This window comes from Haloplanus sp. (assembly GCF_028275055.1).
GTDB lineage: Archaea > Halobacteriota > Halobacteria > Halobacteriales > Haloferacaceae > Haloplanus.
Genome location: NZ_JAQCNJ010000045.1, coordinates 38,631 through 44,760, shown reverse-complemented (window position 1 = coordinate 44,760; position 6,130 = coordinate 38,631). Strand labels below are relative to the sequence as shown.

Sequence of the window (6,130 nt, the reverse complement as noted above, 5' to 3'; positions counted from 1 at the left end):
ACGAGACGCTCTCGCTCGAGGAGGAGACGACACTCGCGCCCGCACCCGACCTCTGATCGGTGGCGGCGGCCGAGGATGTCGGTATCCGCGCTCTCTCCCCGTCGACACCGACCGACCGGTCACCGGCGCGGCGTCGAACCGACCGTCCGAAGCGTCGTATGCGGATATTCGTCCGGTGGTTCGCCGAGACGGAACACGAATGCGGAACTGTTATACGTACAGTTGACATTCGTCCATTTGCAATGGCAAACGGTAAGGTCGACTTCTTCAACGACACTGGCGGCTACGGTTTCATCGAGACTGAGGATGCTGACGACGACGTGTTCTTCCACATGGAAGACGTTGGCGGTGAGGATCTGACCGAAGGGACCGAGATCGAATTTGACATCGAACAGGCCCCCAAGGGCCCGCGTGCGGCGAACGTCGTTCGCCTGTAATATCGGACCGTCGCCCTGCGGCGGCCGGTACGACGACGGTTTTTTGTGAACTCGTCCGGGAAGCGGCGGCTCCGGACGGTCGGTTCGGCCGAACGAGGATCCTGAGGTCGGGGCCGTGTATGCGGGTCGGCAACTCACGGGACCGAACGCCAACCACGGCGGCCGTTGGATCGGGAAAATCAGCGCGGTACGGCGGGTTCGGTCAGTCGGGAGCGCGAGGGGGAACCCGCACGGGCCGCCGTCGTGTTGGCGGCGGTTCCGCTCCCGTCGGTCCGCTGGACGACGTATCGCTGGCCGACCATCGGGTCGAGCAGGGAGTCGACAGGGGCACGACCATCGCGGAGAACGGGCACGTCGTCGGTCCGTGGCGGCGGCTGGTAGGTGTCGATCTCACGGCGGAGGCTGATCCCGATGTCCCGTTCGGTGTTTCGTTCCTGCAGATCGGCCGTCGAGAGGCGGTCGTCGTCTTTGGTGGCGACGACCTCGACGTTCTGGATGGCGCCGGTCCCGGCGGTCGGGAACGTGTACACCTGTGAGTACACCTGATTCATCGTCTTGTATTCGGCGCGGTAGAACTTCGAGGCGGGACCGCTGGGCGCCGATATCAGGTTGGCGAAAAGAACGCCGTCGTCGTCGAGTCGGTCGTTGGCGAGTCGCATGAACTCGACGGTGGTCAACTGAAAGGGGACCTTGTCTTTCTTGTACGCGTCGAGGATTATCAGGTCGTACGTCCGGTTTGTCTCGCGGAGGAACTGCCTCCCGCCGGTGTTGTGGACCCGCAGGCTGTCCGACTCCTCGAGTTCGAAGTACCGTTTCGCCGTGTCGATCACCTCGGGGTCGATTTCGGCCACGTCGACGGTCACGTCGTACTCGTCGGCGAAGTGTTTCGGTCCGGTGAACCCGCCGCCGCCGACGAACAGCACCCGATCCACGTCCTCGGTCATGAGCAACGGCAGGTGGAAATAGCGCGTGTAGCCAAAGACGTGGCGGTCGGGGTCGGAGGTGTCCATCGCGCTGTGTGGCTGGCCGTCGAGATACAACGTCCGTTCGTCGCCCAGCTGCGTGACCTGGAGTTCCTGGTACGGCGTCTGGGTTTGGTAGAGCACCGGACCGCCGGTCGAGACACCGACCGACCCGCCCACGCCCGCGCCGACGATCAGGAGCGCGACGGCGACCCCGGTGAGCGTCGGTCGACGGCTCTCGGTCCGGCGGGCGAGCCACAGGCCCGTCACGACGAGTAGGAGACCAAAGCCAACGCCGATGGTCTCGACGCCGAGTGCCGGGATCAGAAAGAAGGTCGTCCCGAACGCGCCGACGATGCTACCGACGGTGCCCAGTGCGTAGACACGCCCCGAGGCGGCGCCGACACCTTCCGTGTTCGAGAGTTCGGCGGCGTAGGGGCTGACGAACCCGAGAAGGTAGGTTGGCGGGCCAAAGAGAAGCGTCACCGCGGGCAGCGAAGCAAAGCGGCCGGGCAGGGGAAGCGCCGAGGCGGCCGACAACAACAGGTCGGACGCAAACACGACGAGCGCGACGTAGGCGGCGGTTCCGAGCAACAGCCACGCGAGTCGGCCGTCGCTCGCCCGGCGTTCGGCCCACTGTCCGCCACGGTGGTAGCCGAGCGAGAGCGCCGCGAGAAAGACGGCGATGATGCTCCCCCAGGTGTAGATACTGCTCCCAAACTGCGGGGCGATTATCCGTCCGGCTAGAATTTCGAGTCCCATGCTGGCGACACCGGAGACGAACACCGCAACCTCCGGGCCCGGCGGCCGGCGGGCGCGGTCTGGGAGGGACGACATTCGGTGGAGCATGGTGGAGGCGTGTCTTAAGCCTTGGCTCGACGGGAGTGTTACGCCGGCGGCGGGTGTAGGGTGTGTCACGTCGATCGGTCGGCCGGAAGACCGGACAGGTGTGTGGCGGCTGGGGTGTTCGGCACCGTCCGGTCGTGGCAGTCAGCAGTCAGCAGTCAGCAGTCAGTCGTCCGATGTGTCGCCACCGTCGGTCGTTCGACGGCGTGTCCACCAGACGGCCGTCGCGTGGCCGCGTCCGTGGCCGTGCAGATGTACGGTACCGTCGGCGCATACGCTATGCGGGAGAATTTCGTCGGTGTCGACACCGTGACCGACGCCTTCTACTACATCATCGTCACCGGGACGACCGTCGGCCACGGCGGCGCGACACCGACGACACAGGTCACAGAACTGTTTAGCCCGTCGGTGATCGTTCTCGGGACGGGCATGTTCACCGTCGCGACGGGGTCGCTGCTCGTTCCTGTTCTCGAATCGCGGATCTCCAACGCGTTCGGAATCATAACCGCCTCGGAACTCACACTCATTGAGGACCACGTTCTTGTCCTCGGCCACGGCGACCCGACGGAACCGCTCATGTGCGAACTCGCGACGGCAACGGAGGTGAACGTGTTGACGGCCGACCCCACCGACGAGACGGCGCTTCGCGATGCCCGGATCGACTCGGCGCGGGGTGTCGTCGTCGCGACGGATGACGACGCCCGGGACGCGTTGGCGGTCATCGACAGCCGCCTCCTCGGTCGGTGCTGGGTGAGCGGTCGGGGTCGCTCGGCGGAGTCGGTGGCGGCGAGGATGACGGCGCGGTGATCCCCGACGCCGGCCTGCCCCAAGTTATTTCGCCCCGACATGAGAACTGCGTTCAACGAGATGTACGACAGTATTTTGCTCCCGTTCGACGGGAGCGAGGAGGCACGAGAGGGTGTCGACCACGGACTCGACCTCGCGTTTGGGTGTGGGTCGACGGTCCACGGGTTGTACGTCATCGACCTCCCGGGTGCGCCCCGGACGGTGTACATCCGGGACGACGAGGAAGAGATGCGACGAGAGTACCACGAGTACGGAGAGAAGGTGACCGGAGAGCTCTGTGATCGCGCGACCGAGATGGGACTCGACTGCGAGTCGATCATCAAAACCGGGTCGCCGGCCAAAGAGATAACCGACTACGCCGAGTCGGAAGGGATCGACGCCATCGTTCTGGGAAGCGCGTACCGGGGGAAGTTCCGGGCGTTGCTGGGAAGCACCGCCGAGAGGGTCGTCCGTACCTCGGAGGTGCCGGTGATAACGGTGCGACAGACGATGGACGGGTGACGGTTAGGCGTCCACGTTCGAGTCCCGTAGCCACCGCTCGCGGAGGTAGATGAGGAGACTGGCGCTCAGGAAACACAGCCCCGCGACGGTCAGTCGGTCCGCCGCCATCGTCACCAACGCGACGGCAAAGAGAACGGCGACAAGCGCCGCAAGCGCCGTCGGAACGAACTCACCCACGGCGGCCACAACGGCCCGCGGGCGCAAGGATCTGTCGCCGGTCAGTAGAAATGCTTGAACTCCCAGTGGTACTGGCAGTTCCCACACGTCGCCCACTCCGGAACGTCGAAGGTGTGTGGATGCCGTTGCCCGTGTTGCATCGGGGCGCGACAGACCGGACAGGTCATGGTGAGAAGCTCCAGATCGGTGAACCGATCCGGCTGGAACGTGGCCGCACACTCCGGGCAGTCGATCGGATCGTTCGCGTCGGCTTGGAGGATTTCGGCCCCACACTCCGGACACCGAACGGTTGCAGGGGGTCGGTGTCCCCAACCGGTGTCGCCCTCAATGGTTGTGGTGTGGGTTTCGACACTCGACAGTCGGAAGGCGTTCGGGTCGTCGTCGGTTCTGAGCGGCGCCACCAGCCGTGCGCCGACCCACACGACGAGGTCGACACCCTGGGCGAGCACCCGGCGGACCGTCGTCAACAGGCCGCCGGTGTCGTCGGTCACACGTGTGTTACGAGCGCGTGATCATAAATGACTTGTCGAGAACGTTTCGGCGGCCGGCCGGCAGAAACAGCCGGCGAAGCGGGTGACGACACACCCATAGCCGGGCCGTATCGTGGCTGTCAGTCGCCGCTCGGGGCGTCGTCGCCTTCCCTGACGTCGGTGACCATCTCGTCGCCACTGGTCACGACATCGACGTTCTCGCGGTCGCTCAACTCCTCGATGGTTTCGGCGAACTCCTCGGATTCGAGAATCTCGTACTCGTTGCTGAGGCCGAGATAGACGGTATAACACATCAGACAAAGGATGACAGCGAAGGGGAGACCGGTGGTGATCGCGGCCGTCTGCAGGGCGGTCAGGCCGCCGCCGATCAGCAGAACCGACGCGACGCCACCCTCCGTGACCGCCCAGAAGATGCGCTGGGTTTTCGGCACGTCGTGCTTGCCGCCCGAGGTCAGATGGTCGATGACCAGCGACCCGGAGTCGGACGACGTGACAAAGAAGGTGATCACCAGAAGCGTCGCCAGCAACCCGGACAGAACACCGATGGGGTACTGATTCAGTGTGACGAACATACCGAGCGTCTCGAACGACCCGTACCCAAGTTCGGCGTACTGCGTCTGGACCGGACCGCCGCCGATGGCGAGGTTCAGCGCGGCCCCGCCGAAGGTCGACAGCCAGATCGTCGAGAAGATGGCGGGGAGAAAGAGCACGCCGAGAACGAACTGCCGGATCGTCCGCCCCTTCGAGATCCGGGCGATGAACATCCCGACGAACGGCGACCACGCGATCCACCAGCCCCAGTAGAAGACGGTCCACCCGGTCGGGGTGCCGTTGGCCGCGGGGGTGAGCGTCCCGGTGAAAAAGCCAAGACCGAGGATGTTCTGGAGGTACGTCCCGAGTCCCTCGACCCACGTGCTCAGGATGAACACCGTCGGGCCGACGATCAGAAGAAAGCCAAGCAGGGCGAACATCAGATAGAGGTTCACCGTGCTCAGGCGCTTGACACCGCCGTCGAGACCTGCCGCGACCGAGACGGTGGCGATGGCCGTGATGCCGGCGATGAGCAGCACCTGAACGGTCGTCCCGGTCGGAATGTTCGCTACCCCGAGCATCTCGCTCCCGAAGACGTAGGAGAGCCCGCTGTTGACCTGTGCGACGCCGAGGCCGAGCGACGTCGAGAGACCGAACAGCGTCGCGAACACGGTCACGAGGTCGATAACGTGGCCGGGCCACCCGTAGATGCGGTCACCGAGCAGCGGCCAGAAGATCGAACGGAACGTGAGCGGGAGACCACGGTTGAACGAAAAAAAGGCGAGACCGAGGCCGACGAGCCCGTAGACGGCCCACGGATGAAGGCCCCAATGGAAAAACGTCTGAGCCATCGCGCCGGCCGCGGCCGCGCCCGTCCCGGCCTCGGCACCGAAGTACGACGGCGGGCTGTTGAGGTAGAACATCGGTTCGGTGACACTGAAGAACATGAGGCCGATTCCCATACCGGCGCTGAACAGCATCGCCATCCACGAGAAGTCGCTGAACTCCTTTTCGGCCTCGACGCCACCGATTTTGATGTTGCCGTACTTACTGAACGCGAAAAAGAGGAGAACGACGATAAAGACGTTCACCACCAGCAGGTAGAACCAGCCGAAGTTGGTACCGATGAAGTTGAACAGCGCCGTGTACGCATCCGAGGCCTGATCGCCAAGCAGGATCGTCATGGCGATAAAGAGTCCGATCAGAACCAGTGCGACCGGAAAGACCACCGGGTGGATGTCGAACCCCAGCGCTTGGATGTTCGTGTCGCCGGGTTCACGGTCCGAGTCGGGGTGAAACAGTTCGACCTGAAGCCCGTCGGACATCTCGCCGGTCGTGTCGTCCGATTCAGCCATATCGCTCCTCCATCCGGCAGATG

General features: G+C 64.4%; 7 protein-coding genes. 3 read left to right on the top strand and 4 right to left on the bottom strand.

What is annotated here, in order from left to right:
• Window positions 1–242 precede the first annotated feature (242 nt).
• On the top strand, window positions 243–437 hold the full coding sequence (locus tag Q0925_RS06015) for a cold-shock protein (RefSeq protein WP_299332854.1): 195 nt from the start codon (window positions 243–245) through the stop codon (window positions 435–437).
• Window positions 438–616: 179 nt separating this feature from the next.
• Here the strand turns inward: Q0925_RS06015 and Q0925_RS06010 are convergent, their stop codons facing one another.
• Complete coding sequence (locus tag Q0925_RS06010; RefSeq protein WP_299332851.1) at window positions 617–2,236, bottom strand: spermidine synthase; 1,620 nt, start codon at window positions 2,234–2,236, stop codon at window positions 617–619.
• Between the two features lie 261 nt (window positions 2,237–2,497).
• Here Q0925_RS06010 and Q0925_RS06005 point away from each other — a divergent pair, with 261 nt between their 5' ends.
• Complete coding sequence (locus Q0925_RS06005; protein WP_299332848.1) at window positions 2,498–3,052, top strand: NAD-binding protein; 555 nt, start codon at window positions 2,498–2,500, stop codon at window positions 3,050–3,052.
• A gap of 60 nt (window positions 3,053–3,112) precedes the next feature.
• The gene (locus Q0925_RS06000; protein ID WP_299332845.1) at window positions 3,113–3,553 is read left to right on the top strand and encodes a universal stress protein; all 441 of its coding nucleotides are present in this window, start codon (window positions 3,113–3,115) and stop codon (window positions 3,551–3,553) included.
• Between the two features lie 3 nt (window positions 3,554–3,556).
• On the opposite strand, the gene Q0925_RS05995 is transcribed toward Q0925_RS06000, so the two are convergent.
• From Q0925_RS05995 to Q0925_RS05985, 3 genes are all read right to left on the bottom strand, one after another.
• Complete coding sequence (locus tag Q0925_RS05995) at window positions 3,557–3,730, bottom strand: hypothetical protein (protein WP_299332842.1); 174 nt, start codon at window positions 3,728–3,730, stop codon at window positions 3,557–3,559.
• Between the two features lie 41 nt (window positions 3,731–3,771).
• The gene (locus Q0925_RS05990; protein ID WP_299332839.1) at window positions 3,772–4,221 is read right to left on the bottom strand and encodes a zinc ribbon domain-containing protein; all 450 of its coding nucleotides are present in this window, start codon (window positions 4,219–4,221) and stop codon (window positions 3,772–3,774) included.
• A gap of 119 nt (window positions 4,222–4,340) precedes the next feature.
• Window positions 4,341–6,107: a BCCT family transporter gene (locus Q0925_RS05985; RefSeq protein WP_299332836.1), complete on the bottom strand. Its 1,767-nt coding sequence runs from the start codon at window positions 6,105–6,107 to the stop codon at window positions 4,341–4,343.
• Between the last annotated feature and the right edge of the window lie 23 nt (window positions 6,108–6,130).

Bases quoted from the DNA above. Each gene is read 5' to 3' on its own strand.
- Q0925_RS05985 (WP_299332836.1), bottom strand. From the start codon at position 6,107: ATGGCTGAATCGGACGACACGACCGGCGAGATGTCCGACGGGCTTCAG.
- Q0925_RS06005 (WP_299332848.1), top strand. From the start codon at position 2,498: ATGTACGGTACCGTCGGCGCATACGCTATGCGGGAGAATTTCGTCGGT.
- Q0925_RS06000 (WP_299332845.1), top strand. From the start codon at position 3,113: ATGTACGACAGTATTTTGCTCCCGTTCGACGGGAGCGAGGAGGCACGA.
- Q0925_RS06010 (WP_299332851.1), bottom strand. From the start codon at position 2,236: ATGTCGTCCCTCCCAGACCGCGCCCGCCGGCCGCCGGGCCCGGAGGTT.
- Q0925_RS06015 (WP_299332854.1), top strand. From the start codon at position 243: ATGGCAAACGGTAAGGTCGACTTCTTCAACGACACTGGCGGCTACGGT.